Annotated in this window: 19 protein-coding genes and 2 pseudogenes; 14 read left to right on the top strand and 7 right to left on the bottom strand. The window is 66.3% G+C overall.

The annotated features are described in order from the left end of the window. Positions 1-24: 24 nt before the first annotated feature. Complete coding sequence (locus CV1CTNOD_RS25835; RefSeq protein WP_207386532.1) at positions 25-219, bottom strand: hypothetical protein; 195 nt, start codon at positions 217-219, stop codon at positions 25-27. 138 nt (positions 220-357) lie between these two features. On the opposite strand from CV1CTNOD_RS25835, the gene CV1CTNOD_RS18180 reads away from it, so the two are divergent. Both CV1CTNOD_RS18180 and CV1CTNOD_RS18175 read left to right on the top strand, forming a co-directional pair. Beyond that, positions 358-795, top strand: a complete 438-nt coding sequence (locus CV1CTNOD_RS18180; RefSeq protein ID WP_131787222.1) for a MarR family winged helix-turn-helix transcriptional regulator — start codon at positions 358-360, stop codon at positions 793-795. Between the two features lie 59 nt (positions 796-854). Further along, positions 855-2,675 carry an MFS transporter gene (locus tag CV1CTNOD_RS18175; protein WP_242606805.1) on the top strand — a complete coding sequence of 607 codons (1,821 nt, stop codon included), beginning with the start codon at positions 855-857 and terminating at the stop codon, positions 2,673-2,675. A 15-nt stretch (positions 2,676-2,690) separates the two neighbouring features. Here CV1CTNOD_RS18175 and CV1CTNOD_RS18170 read toward each other — a convergent pair whose 3' ends face one another. Together CV1CTNOD_RS18170 and CV1CTNOD_RS24975 are read right to left on the bottom strand one after the other, a co-directional pair. Beyond that, positions 2,691-3,752 carry an LLM class flavin-dependent oxidoreductase gene (locus tag CV1CTNOD_RS18170; protein ID WP_242606804.1) on the bottom strand — a complete coding sequence of 354 codons (1,062 nt, stop codon included), beginning with the start codon at positions 3,750-3,752 and terminating at the stop codon, positions 2,691-2,693. A 115-nt stretch (positions 3,753-3,867) separates the two neighbouring features. Continuing rightward, positions 3,868-4,029 (bottom strand): VWA domain-containing protein, encoded by a 162-nt coding sequence (locus tag CV1CTNOD_RS24975; RefSeq protein WP_165485608.1) that lies wholly within the window; start codon positions 4,027-4,029, stop codon positions 3,868-3,870. Positions 4,030-4,099: 70 nt separating this feature from the next. On the opposite strand from CV1CTNOD_RS24975, the gene CV1CTNOD_RS18165 reads away from it, so the two are divergent. The 3 genes and pseudogenes from CV1CTNOD_RS18165 to CV1CTNOD_RS28420 form a co-directional block, all read left to right on the top strand. Further along, the gene (locus tag CV1CTNOD_RS18165; protein WP_131787221.1) at positions 4,100-4,363 is read left to right on the top strand and encodes a DUF4231 domain-containing protein; all 264 of its coding nucleotides are present in this window, start codon (positions 4,100-4,102) and stop codon (positions 4,361-4,363) included. Between the two features lie 9 nt (positions 4,364-4,372). Next, on the top strand, positions 4,373-4,621 hold the full coding sequence (locus CV1CTNOD_RS18160) for a hypothetical protein (protein WP_131787220.1): 249 nt from the start codon (positions 4,373-4,375) through the stop codon (positions 4,619-4,621). Positions 4,622-4,666: 45 nt separating this feature from the next. Then, positions 4,667-4,810 (top strand): annotated as a pseudogene (locus tag CV1CTNOD_RS28420) (hypothetical protein); the annotation flags it as partial. Positions 4,811-5,219: 409 nt separating this feature from the next. On the opposite strand, the gene CV1CTNOD_RS18155 reads toward CV1CTNOD_RS28420, so the two are convergent. Together CV1CTNOD_RS18155 and CV1CTNOD_RS25830 are read right to left on the bottom strand one after the other, a co-directional pair. Beyond that, positions 5,220-5,408 (bottom strand): hypothetical protein, encoded by a 189-nt coding sequence (locus CV1CTNOD_RS18155; protein ID WP_207386531.1) that lies wholly within the window; start codon positions 5,406-5,408, stop codon positions 5,220-5,222. A 4-nt stretch (positions 5,409-5,412) separates the two neighbouring features. Beyond that, positions 5,413-5,655, bottom strand: coding sequence for a hypothetical protein (locus CV1CTNOD_RS25830; RefSeq protein ID WP_207386530.1), 243 nt, complete (start codon positions 5,653-5,655; stop codon positions 5,413-5,415). A 222-nt stretch (positions 5,656-5,877) separates the two neighbouring features. On the opposite strand from CV1CTNOD_RS25830, the gene CV1CTNOD_RS18150 reads away from it, so the two are divergent. The 6 genes from CV1CTNOD_RS18150 to CV1CTNOD_RS18130 all read left to right on the top strand — a co-directional run bounded on the left by CV1CTNOD_RS18150 (position 5,878) and on the right by CV1CTNOD_RS18130 (position 9,012). Continuing rightward, positions 5,878-6,450: an MFS transporter gene (locus CV1CTNOD_RS18150; RefSeq protein WP_165485607.1), complete on the top strand. Its 573-nt coding sequence runs from the start codon at positions 5,878-5,880 to the stop codon at positions 6,448-6,450. Beyond that, the gene (locus tag CV1CTNOD_RS18145) at positions 6,443-6,814 is read left to right on the top strand and encodes an MFS transporter (RefSeq protein WP_165485606.1); all 372 of its coding nucleotides are present in this window, start codon (positions 6,443-6,445) and stop codon (positions 6,812-6,814) included. The genes CV1CTNOD_RS18150 and CV1CTNOD_RS18145 overlap by 8 nt, the downstream gene beginning before the upstream one ends. Continuing rightward, positions 6,811-6,984 (top strand): hypothetical protein, encoded by a 174-nt coding sequence (locus CV1CTNOD_RS24965; protein ID WP_165485605.1) that lies wholly within the window; start codon positions 6,811-6,813, stop codon positions 6,982-6,984. Before CV1CTNOD_RS18145 ends, CV1CTNOD_RS24965 begins: the two co-directional genes overlap by 4 nt. Positions 6,985-7,020: 36 nt before the next feature. After that, the gene (locus CV1CTNOD_RS18140; RefSeq protein WP_131787216.1) at positions 7,021-8,373 is read left to right on the top strand and encodes a helicase-associated domain-containing protein; all 1,353 of its coding nucleotides are present in this window, start codon (positions 7,021-7,023) and stop codon (positions 8,371-8,373) included. A 133-nt stretch (positions 8,374-8,506) separates the two neighbouring features. Next, a complete protein-coding gene (locus CV1CTNOD_RS18135; protein WP_131768106.1) occupies positions 8,507-8,758 on the top strand; it encodes a type II toxin-antitoxin system Phd/YefM family antitoxin in 252 nt (83 codons plus the stop codon). Next, complete coding sequence (locus CV1CTNOD_RS18130) at positions 8,755-9,012, top strand: Txe/YoeB family addiction module toxin (RefSeq protein ID WP_131787215.1); 258 nt, start codon at positions 8,755-8,757, stop codon at positions 9,010-9,012. The genes CV1CTNOD_RS18135 and CV1CTNOD_RS18130 overlap by 4 nt, the downstream gene beginning before the upstream one ends. 209 nt (positions 9,013-9,221) lie before the next feature. On the opposite strand, the gene CV1CTNOD_RS18125 is transcribed toward CV1CTNOD_RS18130, so the two are convergent. Beyond that, entirely contained in the window at positions 9,222-9,440 is a 219-nt protein-coding gene (locus tag CV1CTNOD_RS18125) for a hypothetical protein (protein ID WP_131787214.1), read from the bottom strand. 504 nt (positions 9,441-9,944) lie between these two features. On the opposite strand from CV1CTNOD_RS18125, the gene CV1CTNOD_RS18120 reads away from it, so the two are divergent. From CV1CTNOD_RS18120 to CV1CTNOD_RS18110, 3 genes are all read left to right on the top strand, one after another. Then, on the top strand, positions 9,945-11,273 hold the full coding sequence (locus tag CV1CTNOD_RS18120) for a DUF7594 domain-containing protein (protein WP_131787213.1): 1,329 nt from the start codon (positions 9,945-9,947) through the stop codon (positions 11,271-11,273). 90 nt (positions 11,274-11,363) lie between these two features. Further along, a complete protein-coding gene (locus CV1CTNOD_RS18115; RefSeq protein ID WP_131787212.1) occupies positions 11,364-12,692 on the top strand; it encodes an MFS transporter in 1,329 nt (442 codons plus the stop codon). After that, the gene (locus CV1CTNOD_RS18110) at positions 12,689-13,705 is read left to right on the top strand and encodes a TolB family protein (protein WP_131787211.1); all 1,017 of its coding nucleotides are present in this window, start codon (positions 12,689-12,691) and stop codon (positions 13,703-13,705) included. Before CV1CTNOD_RS18115 ends, CV1CTNOD_RS18110 begins: the two co-directional genes overlap by 4 nt. A 52-nt stretch (positions 13,706-13,757) precedes the next feature. Here CV1CTNOD_RS18110 and CV1CTNOD_RS18105 read toward each other — a convergent pair. Further along, positions 13,758-14,071 (bottom strand): annotated as a pseudogene (locus tag CV1CTNOD_RS18105) (hypothetical protein); the annotation flags it as partial.

The raw sequence follows: 14,071 nt of genomic DNA, 5'->3' as shown, positions 1-14,071 counted from the left end.
CTAGTACGCCCGTGTCCACAATCATCACATGGTGGGGTTCCCCAACTCCTCGTGGAGGATGCGCGCGGACCGCGCGGCCAGGTCAGGCTCTCCATCCATGATCCCCATGGAGGAGAAGCGGTGCCTTGGTGCGGTGACTGAGGGCACTGTGATGGCTGGCTCGCCGACGGCCCCCACCCCTGTTGGCCCGGCACCCGCGAGCATCCCACGCAGGATCACGTACAGCGCCTCGACCTGGGCGGGCCCCGGGCGACCTGCAGGAAGTTATTGGGCATGTGCTTTCAGGGGATCTGGGAGGGCGTCGCCGGTGGGCCTGACAAACTTGCAAGGACAGCCTTATCAGCCTAAACTGATGAAGTGTCTCGGGATTCGGATGTCGACCAGGTTGCCGCCACGCTTCGGCTGAGCATCGGGCTGCTCCTGCGGCGGCTGCGTCAGGCGCAGCCCGCGGGCGAGCTGACGATGCCCGAGTCCTCGGCGCTCGTGCGTCTGGAGCGCGGCGGCCCGACCACAGCGGCCGCGCTTGCCAAGCTCGAGCAGATCAGCCCGCAGTCGATGGGGGCGACGCTGGGCGCGCTTGAGGCCCGTGGCCTCGTCGAGCGACGTCCCGATCCGCAGGACGGCAGGCGGGTTATCTTATCGATAACCGAAGCCGGTTTGCAGGCGCTGCGGGACAGGCGCAACGCGCGGACCGAACAGCTGGCGCAGGCACTCTCGACCGGGTTCACGCACGCGGAACTCGAACAGCTGATGGCGGCCGCACCGCTGCTTGAGCGACTGGCGCAGAGCATCTGATGCCGGCGATCGGGCCGCAGCGGGACGGCGAGCAGATGGCCGGCGGGCGAACGACGGGGATGGACGGCCGCCACAAAGACGGCTACAAAGACCGCCGCAAGGACGACCGCTACAAATGGGTGGCCCTGGCGAACACGACCGCCGCCGTGTTCATGTCGGCACTCGACGGATCCATCGTCCTCATCGCACTACCGTCGATCTTTCGCGGCATTCACCTGGATCCGCTGGCGCTGGGTAACGTCAATTACCTGCTATGGATGATCATGGGGTATGGTCTCGTCCAGGCTGTACTCGTCGTAGCCCTCGGCCGCCTCGGCGACATGTTCGGCCGGGTCAGGATCTACAACGCCGGTTTCGTGGTGTTCACCATCGCATCCGTCCTGCTGTCGTTCGATCCCTTCGAGGGCGGTCACGGAGCACTGTGGCTGATCGGCTGGCGGATGCTCCAGGCGGTCGGCGGGTCCATGCTCATGGCGAACTCGGCCGCCATCCTGACCGATGCGTTTCCTACCGATCAACGTGGTTTTGCGCTGGGCATCAACCAGGTCGCCTATTTGGCCGGCCAGTTCGTCGGTCTGGTCGCCGGAGGCGTGCTGGCAAGCCTGGACTGGCGGGCGGTGTTCTGGGTCAACGTGCCGGTCGGCGTCTTCGGGACGTTGTGGGCGTACCGCAAGCTTCGTGACACCGGTCCTCGAGGAGGAGGGGGCCGCGTCGACTGGTGGGGCAACATCACATTTGCCGTGGGCCTGGGAGCGATCCTGATCGCTGTCACCCAGGGCATCCAGCCGTACCGAGATCACACCATGGGCTGGACGAACCCCGCGGTCTTCGGCCTGCTCGCCGGTGGCGTCCTGCTGCTCGCAGCGTTCGTCGTGATCGAGCGCAGGATCAGCGAGCCGCTGTTCGAGCTCAGCCTGTTCCGCATCAGGGCCTTCACCGCCGGCAGCGCAGCGGGTCTCGCCGTGTCCGTCGCCCGCGGTGGGCTGCAGTTCATGCTGATCATCTGGCTGCAGGGGATCTGGCTGCCCCTGCACGGCTTCGACTACAGCGACACGCCCTTCTGGGCCGGGATCTACCTGGTTCCCCTGACCGTCGGCGTTCTCGTCGCGGGTCCCGCATCAGGATTCCTCTCCGATCGCTTCGGCGCTCGAGGTCTTGCCACCGCCGGGATGCTCGTGTTCGGCAGCAGCTTCGTCGGCCTGATGCTGCTGCCCGTCGACTTTCCCTACTGGGCCTTTGGACTGCTGATCGCCGCGAACGGGATAGGCGGTGGCATGTTCGCCGCACCCAACTCGTCATCCATCATGGGCAGCGTCCCCGCGAGCCAGCGTGGCGTCGCTTCGGGAATGCGTTCGACCTTCCAGAACGCCGGTACGACGCTGTCGATCGGGGTGTTCTTCTCGCTTATGATCGTCGGGTTGGCGAGCAGTCTTCCGGACGCGTTGACGAGCGGTTTGCGGCAGCAGGGTGTGCCGTCCGACACCGCGCATCAGGTCGCTTCCCTGCCGCCCGTGTCGTCACTGTTCGCAGCTGTTCTCGGCGTCAACCCGATAGGACACTTGTTGGAGTCGAACAATGCGCTGTCCTCGCTGTCGCCTGCACACCAGCAGACCCTCACCGGCAGGGAGTTCTTCCCGAACCTGATATCGGAACCTTTCCACCACGGTCTCGTGGTGGTGTTCGCGGTAGCCGCCGCCCTGGCGCTGCTTGCCGCTGTCGCATCGCTGCTGCGCGGGAGCCGCTACGTCCACCCGGTGGCCCCAGGCCAGCTACCGCTGCCCTCTACCGAGCCGTCACCTATGGACGGGGCGCTGTCGGTCAGCACGACGTCAACTCCGTCAACTCCCAAGGACCGTGGATCTGGCGAAGACAGCAGCTGACGCCACCGGGTCGCCTCAGCCCACTGGGAGCTCCGCCGCGGCCTCCGGCGCCCAAAGGGAGCTCGGATACGCACGGCGCAGGTCGGGAACGATGTCGTTGGCGAACCATTCCAGCTGCTCGCGCTGCCATTCCACCGGCAGTGAGTCGACACCTATCCCGGTGAGCTGCTGACCGTATTCCTCGGTGAAACGATGAATCTTGTCGAGTACCTGCTCGGGGCTGCCGACAAGCGCCGAGCCGTGCTCGATGAACTCCTCGAGCTCCCAGAAGGGCGACTTGTTGTGCTTGGCCGCCGGCGTGACCCGCTGGGCATTCCAGAACGGACGGTAGGCTTCAACGGCCTCCTGTGAGGTCTTCCGGATCAGCAGGGCCGGGAAGGCGCTGGCGACCAGCGGTTCTCCCGAGTGGCCGTAGTGGGCCCACCGCTGCCGGTAGTGGTCGATGAGCTCCCGATACTGCGCGACGCGGAAAAAACCGTTCGCCGAATACAGCGGATCGCCGCGCAGCGCCGCCAGTTCCGTCGTCTGCCGGCTCGTCGCGCTGCCGTGCCATACACGGATTTTCCGCTGATACGGACGCGGTTGCGTCGTCACGTCCACGAGAGGCGCGCGGTATCGCCCCGACCAGGTCACCTTCTCCTCCGACCAGAGCCGGCGCAGCAGGTCGTACTTCTCGGCGAGGACGTCCCACTGCTCGGCGGGGTCGAGCCCGAACGTGGAGTAGTGCGGAGCGTGGTTGCCCTTCGCTATGACGAGATCGAGCCGTCCGCCGCTGAGATGGTCGAGCAGCGCGTACTCCTCGGCGACCTGGACCGGGTCGTGGATGCTGAGCACGGTCACGCCGGTGAGCAGCCGGACGCGGCTGGTGCGCGCGGCCACGGCGGTCAGCAGCACCGCGGGTGACGAGCACAGGAACGGCGCGCCGTGCCTCTCGCCGATCTGATACGCGTCGTAGCCGAGTTGCTCGACCATCTCCGCCTGGGCGAGCACGCTGGCCAGCTTGTCGTGCTGACTCAGGGTCACACCCGTCTTCGGGTCAGGCGAGTTGATGATCAGGGAGAGTGCGACGAACTTCACACGTCCGATGATACCGACGGGTAAGCCCGGCAAAGCATGAACACCGAGATGATCTCGGCACCCGTTCCCGATCCCGAGGCTGCGTCGCCAGCGCGAGCGCCCGCTCGGCCAGCCCCTACACGAATCCCTTGGCGTACAGCGTCCGCATCGACCCGCTGTGATCCAGACACAGGGCTGCCTTTGCCCGCTCACCTTCCAGGCCGTGTTGCGACAGGCCGAGCCACGCCTTCTTCACCAGGCCCAGCAGTCCCAGCGCGTGTGATTCGATCTTTGTCATCGATACCGGTATGACCGGCACAGTACGGATCGCCCGTTGCCCTCGGACACGTACCGGCACAATTACCAGCATGAGCACAGCGGGGGTTCAAAGCGCCATAGAGACCCAGCGGCACTGGTACGCGGCCGCGGGGAAAGTGAAACAGCAGATCCGCCGGGGCCGGCGGGTCACGCTCGGACTGGGAGTGGCCGGCACGGTCCTGGTGACCGCCGCCGGACAGGTCGAGGGGAGCGCGGGCCGGGTGCTGGCCGCGCTGGCCACGGCCGCCCTGGCCAGCGCACCGATCGTGGCCGGCTCCTTCGCCAGCCCTGATCACACCAAGACCTGGACATAGCTACGGTCGGTGTCCGAAGGTCTGAAAGCCGAGATCTACACCTGTCTGGCCGGTGTCGACCCCTACCAGGGCCCGCAGGACGAACGGGATCGCCGGCTGCTGGAACGCAGCGAGGCGATCCAGCAGGCCGCCGACATCCTCCCACCCGCAGCGCCGATCAGCGGCACGTCGTCGTCCCGGCCATGGCCGGAGATCGACAGCCTCGACTCCTACGTGACCCACCGGGTCGACGACCAGATCGACTACTACGAGCCGTAGGCCGCCGTCGCCGAGCGGCGTACCGCCCGGTTCCAGCGGGCCGGACTGGTCGCAAGCCTTGCCGCGGCGGTGCTCAGCGCGGTGGAAGTCGCCACGGGCAGTGCGACGATCACCGCATGGGCCCCGGCGATCACCATGGTGGGGGCGTCGGTGGGCTCGTTCGCGGCCGCTTCGCACTACGAGGACAACGCCCGCGCCTACAAGAAGCGGACCGCCCGTCGGCTGCGGTTCCTGCGCGGACCAGTGGCAGCTCCCCGCCCCGGCCGGCGCATCCCCCTCCGAGAGAGCGAGGCGGGACATGGAGTTCGTCACGAACTGCGAGGAGGCGATCGCCATCGAGAACCAGGCGTGGATGGCCCGGTGGAACGCCGACATTCCCGCGACGCCCGCCAGCCCTGCCGGGCAACCCACCTGATCGTCCCGGCAACCTCTCGCCGGCAGAAGCACAGAACACCTGGCGGGGACGCCCGCCCGCGCCGGTCAGGGCCGCAAACGATGGATCACCCGGTGAAAGGGTCGCGTTGAACGCCTTCGAGATCGCTTTCGAGGGTCGGTTGTCAGAGTCGGAAGTAGCATCATAAATCAGGGCGTTTCGCCGTTAATTTGGCAGACCGGCGGCCCGCAGCCCGACGCGGACCGCGGACCGGGTCAGCAGCGAGGAGATCCCGCTGGGGGCGGAAGGGCCGGCGTCGACGTCGTGACGGCGCTGCTGGTAGGCGGCGAACTGGTCGGCGTACTCCCGGCACTTCGCGCCGCCCCGGGTGAGGTCGGTGACAAGGGTGGCCATGGCTTCAGGGACGTCGGTGACGGCGTGGTCGACATAGCCCACGTGCCATCCGTGCGAACTGGCGGACGAGGAACCTCTTCCCGATCCCGGCGTTGCCGTGCAGGCTGAACAGGAATCGACGTCGGGGGTCGTCGACCGGTAGTCCGAGGTTCGTCTCGAACAGTTCCAGCTGTTCGCACCGGCCGACGAAAACCCGTTCCTGCCGGCCCCGGATGAGATCCTGAAGACTGCGCGGCCGTTCACTCACATGCGTCCCCTACGCAAGTATCGGATTGCTGATCATCCTACAAGGAAGCCCCGGAAGAGCCGCGCTGTATGGAACACGGCGGACAGGTAGATCAGCAGCCTCGCGCGCCAGGCCATCGTTGGGTGCGGCCGTGGCGGGGCGTCCGTCGGGAGGACGTTGGCATCGTCTCAGAAGGCTGTTGACGGGTGGCGGAGGCCCTCCCGGCGGCCATGGTCGGTTCTCGTGCGGTATCCCGACTTCCGCAGGCTCTTCGTCGGCACTTCCATATCGCTGCTCGGATCGAGTGTCACCACGGTGGCGCTGCCGTTGACAGCGGTGGTCCACCTGCACGCGTCACCCGTCCAGATGGGACTTCTCGGTGCGGTGGCCTGGATGCCGCACCTCGTTCTGGGACTGCCCGCCGGCGTGTGGGTGGACCGCATGCCCTACAAATGGACGCTCGTCGCGTCCGACCTGGTGCAAACCCTGCTGCTCGGCTCGATTCCGGTGCTGGCCACACTCGGGTTGCTGCAGATCTGGCAGCTCTACGTGGTGGCGCTGCTTGCCGGCATCGGTAACCTGTTCGAAACCGTGACCGCGCAGTCATTCATCCCCATTCTGGTTTCACGTCGGCAACTGTTGCCGGCCAACAGTGCATTCATGCTGAGCAACGCGACCGGGTCGGCGTTGGGGGCCTGCTGGTTGCGCTGCTCACCGCGCCGATCGCCATCGCCGCCGACGCGGTCTCGTTTCTGCTCTCCGGGCTGTGCAAGGCACGGGGATCCGCTCCACCGGAGCGGCCGTGGTCTTGAGTAGACCGAACAGACCGCACAAGCGGCAGCTGCGAGCCGACATCCTCGAGGGGCTACGCGCGGTCGTCACCCACCGGATCATTCGCATTGTGACGCTCTCAGCCACCGTCGGAGCGCTCGCCGGCCAGATGCAGAACGTCGTCCTGGTGCTCTACCTGGTCCGAGACATCGGGTTCACATCGGGCCTGGTCTGCGTGGTCATCGCGATCGGCGGGGTGGCGGGTGTCCTGGATGCTCTCCTCGCCACACGGATCACCCAACGCATCGGCCCCGGTCGAGCCTTCATCGCCGGAATGTTCCTCGCGGCCGTCGCCGGTCTCGTGCTTGCGGCCGCGACCGGCCCCTCGCGCTGGTACTCGCGATCATGATCATGGCGCAGATCATGCGCGGCGCCGGGCCATCGCTCTACGGCGTCAACCAGCAGACCTTTCGGCAGGCTCTGATCGCACCCGCCCTGCTCGCGCGCCAACGCCACCTGGCGCTTCTTCGTCCAGGCCTGAAGAGGGTTCGTGCGATGGTGAGAAGCCGTGCCGGTTGACTGTGCCTGTCGAGGTGGGTTCTACAGTCAGCGGGTATGGCCGTAGCACGGGACGTGAACGAAACGACGGACGGGTCGTCGGGGGCGGGCGAGCTGACTGTCCGCCTGGGAGCGCGGGATGCGGCTGCCGATGCGCTCGCTGTCCTGCAGTTGTGCGCGGCCGGCAAACTGCGGTGCAGTGAGAAGACGCAGCGACCGGCCGCCGCGACCGTCGCCGCCGTTGCCGGTGTCCTGCTCCGCGGGGACTTCTACCGCGAGGAGCCGATCGCCGCGTTCGCCTGGCCGCTGCTGCTGCAGGCCGGTGGTCTGGCCGAGGTCGTCGGTGGGCGTCTGCAGCTGACCGCGCGGGGCCGGGCGGCGCTGGCCAAGCCGGTGGCGGAAACGATCCGTCATCTCTGGCGGCGCTGGGTCGGCCATGCGGTGATCGACGAGATGGGCCGAATCGAGGAGATCAAGGGTCAGCGGTCGGCTCGGGCACTGACCGCGGCTGCTCCGCGGCGCAAGGCCGTCGCCGAGGCGCTTGCGGTCTGTGCGCCTGGGGAGTGGGTTGCGGTGGACGATCTCTTCACCCGGATACGGCGTGATGGCCCATCGTTTGCGGTGGCGCGTGACGTCTGGAAGCTGTATCTCGAGGATCCGCAGTACGGAAGCCTGGGATATGACGGGTTCCACGAGTGGTCGCTGTTGGAGGGTCGATACGTCCTGTGCCTGTTGTTCGAGTACGCGGGGACGCTCGGTCTGTTCGATCTCGAGTACGGCGATCCGGTCGACGCTCGCGACGATTTCCGCGGGAACTGGGGTGCGGACGACCTGGACTTCCTCAGCCGCTATGACGGTCTGTACGCGGTCCGGCTGAACGCCCTCGGCGCATACGTGTTCGGTCTGGCCGAACGGTACGAGCCGGAGAAGGAAGGCGGTGGCGGGCCGGGTCCGGCGCTCAAGGTCCTGCCGAACCTGGACATCGTGGTCACCGGCGAGGTTCAGCCCGCCGACGAGCTTTTCCTGGACGCCTATGGGCAGCGCTCCTCCGACCGTGTCTGGTCCCTGGGTCTTGCGTCGTTGATGGCTGCGATCGACGTGGGCCGCCCGCTTGAGGATCTGCGGCGGTTTCTGGACGACCACGCCGACCATGACATACCGGCCACCGTGACCAGGCTGTTCGAGGACGTCACGGCCCGCGCCGGCCAGCTGCGCGATCTCGGGCTTGCGCGGGTGGTCGAATGCGCCGATCCGGCGGTGGCCGCTCTCATCGTCGGTGACCGCAGGCTCCGCCGGTTCTGCCGGCCGCTGGGGGAGCGCCATGTCGCCGTACCGCTGCAGCATGAGGCCGACTTCCGTACCGCCCTGCGGAAGTTGGGGTACGTCATCCCGGCCGAACCCGGGGCGTAGCCACCGACGCCACCTGGCGACGGAGCGACCGGAGCGATCTGCCGGTGTCACTGCTCATCGTCCTTACCGTTCCACGATCCTGGCGTACAATTTTTTGTACGTACGACTTTCCGTACAAGCATGGGAGGCTTAGATGAGGATGATGACCTACTCGGAGTCACGTGCGCGGTACGCCGAAGTTCTCACGGCTGTCGTGGAGGACAGGGAGGAGGTTGTCGTCACGCGCGCCGGCCACGAGCCGGTGGTGATCGTTTCCTTGGACGACTACCAGTCGCTCAAGGAGACGGCGTATCTGCTCCGTAGCCCGGAGAACGCCCGCCGGCTGCTGACCGCTATCGACCGGCTCGAAAGCGGCGGCGGCGTGGTGCGGGACCTCGCCGAGTGAAGCTCGTCTGGGACGAGAACGCCTGGGAGGACTACGTATGGTGGCAGACCCAGGACCGCAAGCTGCTCAGGCGTATTAATACCCTGATCCAGGACATCTCCCGTAACGGGAACGACGGCATCGGCAAGCCGGAGCCCCTGAAACACGGGTTTCAAGGCTACTGGTCGCGTCGTATCAACGACGAGCACCGGCTCGTCTACAAGATTAATAACGATGAGATTCGTATGGCCCAGTGCCGTTACCGCTACAAGTGAGGCATCGGGTCAGGGCGGTCAGCGGTGGTGTGACGCGCTCCCAAGCCCAGGCGCCGAGGAACGAGCAGCCGATGAGGACGATGGTGGACATGCTGGAACTCCCTTCGCGATGGACGTCGTGGTGTGACCGACGCCGCGAAGCCATGCAAGGTCGGAAACGATTTCCGTCCTGATTACAAGGTGCCACTGACTCTGGCTGTCACAGCCGTTTACGTACTCAGTTTCATGATCTCTCCCGGCCTTCCAGGAAGGCGGTGCTCGTCGCGCCGCAGGCCCAGGACGCTGGGGACGCTGTCGGCCAGGTTGAGGGTGGTCGTCTCGGTGTGTCGAAAGTCGAGGAGCGCGCTTCTTCCGGAGATGCCGATGAGTTCTTCGGCCCACTTGGATGCGGCAGCCTCGACGGTCTGGCGACGGTCCTGCACAGACAAGGTGTGTACTCCTGGATGTTCGAAACCCGGCCAGGTGATCGATGATGGTCGGCTGCTCTGGGCCAGCCGACCATCATCGAGGGTATGACCGTCAATATCTACCATGCGGGTAGCGGTATTACGTAGTGGTAGTGGTAGTCCGAAGTTGCGAGCGATAGCCTGGTCGATTTCGACTGGTAGTCGCAGTCCTCGCGGAGGACGAACGTGTCGTGTACCGAGCTGTGGCCGGTGCGGTGTGTCGGTGGCGTCGGGTGCACGCCATATCCCCGTAATTGGGCGTTCGCCAACATTTCACGCCGAGCAACACGGTGGGTATGGCATTATCTGCCACTGGGCCAGTCGTCCTGCAGGACGCGGTAATCAACAGCGGCAGTTTCCGTTCCGGCTACACCGGCTCCGCGGGTATACGCGGACTACCAGGGAGGGTCTGTGCGGTTCAGCAGCGGAATCAGGATAGGATTAGTTGCCAGTACCGCGTTGGCGGCCTCGGCGGCGGGTATTGTGATGGCGCTCCCGTCGTCGGCGGCCTCGACAGTCACGTTCACACCGACCGCGGACACCTATGTGCAGGACAGCACCCCGTCCACCAACTACGGTACGTCCACGCAGGTCGTCGTCGACAACTCCCCGGTACGGCGGACGTTCATCAGGTTCTCCGTGAGTAATCTGACCGAACCGGTGACCAGCGCGAAGCTGCGCATCCATACGATCTCCGGTAATTCGGGCAGCAACAACGGCGGCACGTGGAAGTCGTTGAGCAACACCACGTGGTCGGAGACCGGGACGACCTGGAACAACCAGCCGGCGATCGACGGCGCCACGGTGGGCAGCCTCGGCTCGGTTGCCAAGAACACCTGGTACGAGATCAACGTCACCTCGGTGGTCACCGGTAACGGCACCTACAGCTTCGGCGGGACGTCGCCGAGCAGCGACGGGGCGTACTACGACTCGCGGGAGACCGGCGCCAACGCTCCGCAGCTTGTCATAACCACCGGTCCGGACCCCACGCCCACCCCGACGCCGACGTCCACGACTCCGCCCCCCTCAGGTGACCAGGTGCTGGTCGGTGCCGGCGACATCGCCGACTCCGGATCCGGTGACACCGCGACCGCCAACCTGCTGGACGGTATCTCCGGCACCGTGTTCACAGTCGGTGACAACGCCTACCCGGATGGCACGGCCTCGGACTTCACCAACTACTACGACCCCACCTGGGGCCGGCACAAAGCCCGCACCCGCCCCGCGCCGGGTAACCACGACTACAACACCTCCGGGGCGACCGGCTACTACAACTACTTCGGTGCCAACGCGGGCCCGTCCGGCCGGGGCTACTACTCCTACGACCTGGGTAACTGGCACGTGGTGTCGCTGAACTCCGAGATCAGCACGTCCGCGGGCTCGGCTCAGGAGCAGTGGCTGCGCACCGACCTGGCCGCGAGCACCAAGTCGTGCACCGTCGCCTACTGGCACCAGCCGCGGTTCACTTCGGGTGCCAACCACGCGCCCAACACCGCGATCGGGCCGCTGGTGCAGGCGCTGTACGACTACAACGCCGAGGTGATCCTCGCGGGTCACAACCATCAGTACGAGCGGTTCGCACCGATGAACCCCAGCGGTGGGCTGGACACCACGCGTGGTATCCGGCACTTCGTCGTGGGTACGGGCGGGGCCGGCTTCTACGGCTTCGGCACCATCCAGCCCAACAGCGAGGCGCGTAACAGCGACACCCACGGCGTACTCAAGCTCACCTTGCAGTCCAACAGCTATACCTGGCAGTTCGTGCCCGAGGCGGGCAAGACCTACACCGACAGCGGCACCACCAGCTGCCACTGATTCCGGCCTGTCATTGAATGCCGCACCCGGTGCGTTTTCGCACCGGGTGCGGCACCCGCCCGCATTCGGTGTTTCGAAGGTGGTAGGCCTGTGTACCTGGCCACGATCGGCAGGCCAAAATCGGGAACTGACGCCGGTGAAAGACTTGACACCGGTGAACGAGCTGACACCGGTGAACCGGGACGGCGTCGATGGACGGCGGTGGGAGGAAACGTTGTCGCGCTCGGCGCGGTCAGCCTGGTCACCGACGTCTCCGCGGAGATGGTCACCGCGATCCTGCCGCTGTATCTGGTGGTCGGGCTGCACTTCGGCCCTGTCGCCTACGGGGCCGTCGACGGTGTCTACACCGGCGCCACCGCGTTGCTCCGCCTGATCGGTGGCTATGTCGCCGACCGGATTCACCGCAGAAAGGCGGTGGCCGGCGTCGGCTACGGCATCTCCGCGTTCGCCAAGCTTGGTCTGCTCGCGGCAGGTGGTTCGGCCACCGCGATCGGGATGGTGATAGCCGCCGACCGGACGGGCAAAGGTCTGCGCACCGCTCCACGGGATGCGTTGATCACCCTGTCCACCCCGCCCGGTGCGCTGGGCAGGGCTTTCGGGGTGCACCGGGCGATGGACAGTATGGGTGCTTTCGCCGGCCCGCTCGTCGCGCTCGCCGTTCTTGCCGCAGCAGGTCAGACGTTCGACGCGGTGTTCGCCACCAGCTTCTGCATCGCGGCCATGGGCGTGGTGATCCTCGTACTGTTCGTCAACGACCATCATTCTGACAATCCACCGGCGGTGTGTGACAACCCGTCGCCGGCGGCGGTCTCATCTCGTGCGGCGCTCGGCCTGCTTCGCCAGTCCGGTGTTCGGCGGCTGCTATCGGCCGCCTGCCTGCTCGGTCTGGCAACCATCGGCGACGGATTCATCTACCTCCTGCTGCAACGCAGCGAAAACCTGGCCATCGGCTGGTTCCCTTTGTTCGCGGTGGGCACCAGCGGTGTTTATCTGCTGTCCGCCGCACCGTTGGGTGCGCTGGCCGACCGGATCGGCCGGGTGCCGATGCTGCTCGGCGGCTATGCCGCGCTGATCGCCATCTACCTGCTGCTGTTCGGCCCGCTGAGCGGATGGCTGCTGATCGGTGTGACTCTCGTTCTCCACGGCATTTTCTATGCCGCCACCGACGGGATACTCATGGCGTTGGCCGGACCGGTACTGCCCGAACAACTGCGTACCACCGGCATCGCGCTCATCCAGAGTGGACAGGCCCTGGCCTATCTTGCTTCCTCCGTCCTTTTCGGAGTCGCGTGGCACGTGTGGGGGCCATCCGGTGCCAGCAGGATGGCCGCAGCCGCCGCGCTGATCGCGATGCTCGCCACCGCAATCCTGTTGGCGGACAGGAGCAGCCCGCACGATAGCGCCGAGGCTGCGACATGAACGCCTTGGCCATGCGCACCCGCGTCTGGATCGTGCTGGCCGCTGCGATCATTCTTGTCCTGCTCGCTGCCGGCTACACCTTCCTGGTCATCCAGCCCGGCCGGGACGACGGGGCCGATGCGGCGACCGCGCTGCCGACCGTAGCCGTGGAGGGCTTCGACGATGACATCCACCCGGACGACGGCCTCCCGTTGCAGGTGCTCACCAACGGCGTGCTGTCTCGCGTCGGGGGACGCGACCTGACCGGACCGCGGCAGATCACCGTCCAGCGGTGCGACCGTGCCTACGCGGCGGCCGGGACTATCGCCTGCCTGCATCCGGTCGACCCGCTCAGCGCCACGAAACTGGTCATCCTCGACTCGCGGCTGCGCGAACAGCGAACCATTCCACTCACCGGATTCCCCAACCGGCTCCGTATCTCGCCGAGCGGGAAGATGGTTGCCTGGACCTTGTTCCTCAACGGCCACTCCTATGCAGGAGCAGGATTTTCCACCCGTACCGGGATCATGGATATCGACACCGGTCACCTCGTCGACAATATCGAGGAGTTTCACATCATCCGGAACGGCAGACCGTACCAGGCTGCCGACGTCAACTTCTGGGGCGTGACCTTCGCCGACGACAACCGGTTCTACGCCACTATGGCCACCGAGGGCCATCGCTACCTCGTTGAAGGCGACATCAACGCACGGACCGTGCGCAGCCGGGCCGACAACGTCGAATGCCCGTCACTGTCGCCGGACGGCACCCGGATCGCGTTCAAGGCTGCCGTCGACGGTGATCCGACCCGCGGCTGGCGGCTGTCCGTACTCGACATGGCCACCATGCGTGTGACCCCGCTGGCCGAAACCCGCAGTATCGACGATCAGCCGGAATGGCTCGACAACACGGCTGTGGCCTACGCGTTGCAACGCAGCGACGGCATCAACGACATCTGGTCCCTGCCCGCCGACGGATCCGGTACGCCCAACCTTCTCGTTCCCGGGGCGAATTCGCCCGCCCTGATCAGCTGATTCGTGGCTGTGGCTGTGGCTGGGACTGGGGCTGCGGCCAGGACCGTGAGGCCTACCTGTCGGTCATCCTGACGCTACCGGGCCGGTGGTCACCATCATGGGGACGGGTGAGGATGGCGTGCAGCTCCGGGTCGGCGTAGACCTCGGCTGTGTGGCGCCACTCGGCGAGCAACTGGGCGACCGGGGCCAGATCGAGGTTCTGCTTGTCGCGGTCGGGATCGTCGCAGGTGGGGCGGATGCGTCGAGCGTGCCTCGATCCGGGCCCCAGTGGCCGGTCTGAGACTTGGAACACACCGCGCCGCCGGGGCCGCCGCAGGGGGACCGGCCTCCGTCTTTCACCGGGGTCGGTGATGTGGGGGGCTGACC

This window comes from Protofrankia symbiont of Coriaria ruscifolia, assembly GCF_900634745.1.
GTDB lineage: Bacteria > Actinomycetota > Actinomycetes > Frankiales > Frankiaceae > Protofrankia > Protofrankia californiensis.
This window is presented reverse-complemented; position numbering and strand designations above follow the sequence as displayed.

Bases quoted from the DNA above. Each gene is read 5' to 3' on its own strand.
- CV1CTNOD_RS18175 (WP_242606805.1), top strand. From the start codon at position 855: ATGGACGGCCGCCACAAAGACGGCTACAAAGACCGCCGCAAGGACGAC.
- CV1CTNOD_RS24975 (WP_165485608.1), bottom strand. From the start codon at position 4,029: ATGACAAAGATCGAATCACACGCGCTGGGACTGCTGGGCCTGGTGAAG.
- CV1CTNOD_RS18165 (WP_131787221.1), top strand. From the start codon at position 4,100: ATGAGCACAGCGGGGGTTCAAAGCGCCATAGAGACCCAGCGGCACTGG.
- CV1CTNOD_RS18155 (WP_207386531.1), bottom strand. From the start codon at position 5,408: ATGGCCACCCTTGTCACCGACCTCACCCGGGGCGGCGCGAAGTGCCGG.
- CV1CTNOD_RS24965 (WP_165485605.1), top strand. From the start codon at position 6,811: ATGATCATGGCGCAGATCATGCGCGGCGCCGGGCCATCGCTCTACGGC.
- CV1CTNOD_RS18140 (WP_131787216.1), top strand. From the start codon at position 7,021: ATGGCCGTAGCACGGGACGTGAACGAAACGACGGACGGGTCGTCGGGG.
- CV1CTNOD_RS18135 (WP_131768106.1), top strand. From the start codon at position 8,507: ATGAGGATGATGACCTACTCGGAGTCACGTGCGCGGTACGCCGAAGTT.
- CV1CTNOD_RS18120 (WP_131787213.1), top strand. From the start codon at position 9,945: ATGGCGCTCCCGTCGTCGGCGGCCTCGACAGTCACGTTCACACCGACC.
- CV1CTNOD_RS18110 (WP_131787211.1), top strand. From the start codon at position 12,689: ATGAACGCCTTGGCCATGCGCACCCGCGTCTGGATCGTGCTGGCCGCT.